Raw genomic sequence first — 1,868 nt, 5'->3', positions numbered from 1 at the left:
CGCGGAAATGCCCCAAGGGCTGGACGTTTTAAATCGAGGCGGCCGAAGGAGTGCGGGAACACCCCTCCGGCCTAGGCAATTGCACTGTGTAGGAGCGCAAATGACTGCTATGATTCTTAGCCCCGTGGTGTGGGCTGTGCTGGGCGCATCGGTTGCGATGCTGTTGACGATGACTGCCGGCGCGTGGGCTTGGGCCTCGTCGGCCGAGGTTCGGCGTGGCGTGGGGAACATGGCGCGCGCGCGGCCCGCGCTGGGCGCGGCGCTGGTGGCTTCGGCCATCATGGTGCCGCCCGCGATCCTGGCCAGCCTGGTGGTCTGCTGCGCAGGCGTGATGCTGCTGGCCAGCTCGGTGATGACCGGAGCAATGCCGGTGCCGCAGATGCCGCCGCGCCAGGTGCAGGCACCACCCTCGGTGGTCCTAACCGTCGAGCGGCCCGTCGTTGGCCAGTGGTTCGACTTGGACGGCGGCCGCGGCGCTGTCGAGTTCCGCCAGGTCGGCGGGAAGCTGGTGAGCCGCTACCACCGACCAGCGCCTACACCGACTTGATACTGAGTGACTTTTGACCGGAGAGTGAGGCAAGGATGGCGACCACGCTGAAGCGGATCGACGCACGGGAATTCGACAAGCTGGCCGAGAAGACGGGCTTGCAGCCGGCAGCAAGAGAAATGGCCAGGCTTGTGCTGGTGGACGGCAAGACGCTCACCGAAGCGGCCGAACTGTGCGGGACGTACAAGCAACGTGTATCGCTGGCCGTGGGGTCCATCAGGCGCGTCCACCAAGGGGCTGCGACGCGCAGCGGCTGGGTTCGGATGGAAGTCGAAGTGCCGGAGCGGCTGTCGAAGCACCTGAGCGAGCTGCTGGAGGCGCTGAAGGAGTCCAAGTCGCGTGATGCGAAGGCGCTGGCCCTGGCGCAGATGGAACACGCGATGACGAAGGCCAGGAAGACCCTGGAAGGCGGGGAGTGAAGCAACCATGCGGATGACTGCTGATGTGCGCCTGGCTGTTGGCGCCCTTGCGTTGGTAATGGGCTCGGCCGCCGTGGGCGAGTCGTTCCAGTTCTTCGTCTACGACGGCAAGCAGTACGGCCCGAGTCAAATCGACGTGGCGGCCGTGACGCCGGCAGAAGTGCCGGCGCCGATCCGGCAAGCCAACGGCGATTACTTGGTGCCGCGAGCTGCGGACGGCCACTACTACATCGGGGGCGCCATCAACGGCTTCCCTGTCGTGTTCATGGTGGACACGGGGGCGAAGTTCACTTCGGTGGCCACCGCCACAGCGGCGAACGCCGGCATTCGAGCTGGGCGCGCAATTTCAGTGGCAACAGCGGGCGGCATTGAGCGTGCGGGGCTGTCAGGAGGGAACACCATCGTGGCGGGGCCGTTCGTGCTCCAGGGCGCTGGTGTCGCGGTCCTGGCCAAGCTGGACAGACCAGTGCTCGGGATGGACGTTCTCAACCGCTTCCAGATCATGTACGCCAACGGCTACATGACCATGCGGTCGAACCAGTAACGCGCCGCTTTCGCGCGCGAAACCCAGCAGGCGGCCTATGGCCGCTTTTTTATTCCTGAAGTGGACTAAGATGGAGGTTGTATACCGGAGCAAGCACATGAAGCGCGACATCAGCGGCATCGAGCTGGAGGCCTCGGCCGACACGGACAAGATGCGGATCAAGACGGCGCTGGCGGCGCAGATCGCCAGCGGGGTCAAGCGCCTGGGTTTGACACAAGAGGAAGCGGCAAAGCGCATGGGCTTGCCGCAGCCGAAGGTGTCGGCCGTGCTGCGGGGCGAGGTTGGGAATGTCTCCGAGCGCAAGCTGATGGAGTGCCTGACGGGCCTCGGCTACGACATCGAAATTCAGGTGCGGCTG

General features: G+C 65.2%; 4 protein-coding genes. All 4 read left to right on the top strand.

Features of this window, described 5'->3' with window-relative positions:
* Positions 1-169: 169 nt before the first annotated feature.
* The gene (locus tag I73_RS14900; protein ID WP_148289806.1) at positions 170-547 is read left to right on the top strand and encodes a hypothetical protein; all 378 of its coding nucleotides are present in this window, start codon (positions 170-172) and stop codon (positions 545-547) included.
* A 35-nt stretch (positions 548-582) separates the two neighbouring features.
* Positions 583-966 carry a TrfB-related DNA-binding protein gene (locus tag I73_RS14895; protein WP_022981345.1) on the top strand — a complete coding sequence of 128 codons (384 nt, stop codon included), beginning with the start codon at positions 583-585 and terminating at the stop codon, positions 964-966.
* 7 nt (positions 967-973) lie between these two features.
* Entirely contained in the window at positions 974-1,510 is a 537-nt protein-coding gene (locus I73_RS14890; RefSeq protein WP_022981344.1) for a TIGR02281 family clan AA aspartic protease, read from the top strand.
* A 97-nt stretch (positions 1,511-1,607) separates the two neighbouring features.
* Positions 1,608-1,868, top strand: a 261-nt coding sequence (locus I73_RS14885; protein ID WP_022981343.1) for a helix-turn-helix domain-containing protein, incomplete at its 3' end; no start/stop codon positions are given.

The sequence above is a fragment of the Ideonella sp. B508-1 genome (assembly GCF_000333615.1).
Lineage (GTDB): Bacteria > Pseudomonadota > Gammaproteobacteria > Burkholderiales > Burkholderiaceae_C > Ideonella.
This window is presented reverse-complemented; position numbering and strand designations above follow the sequence as displayed.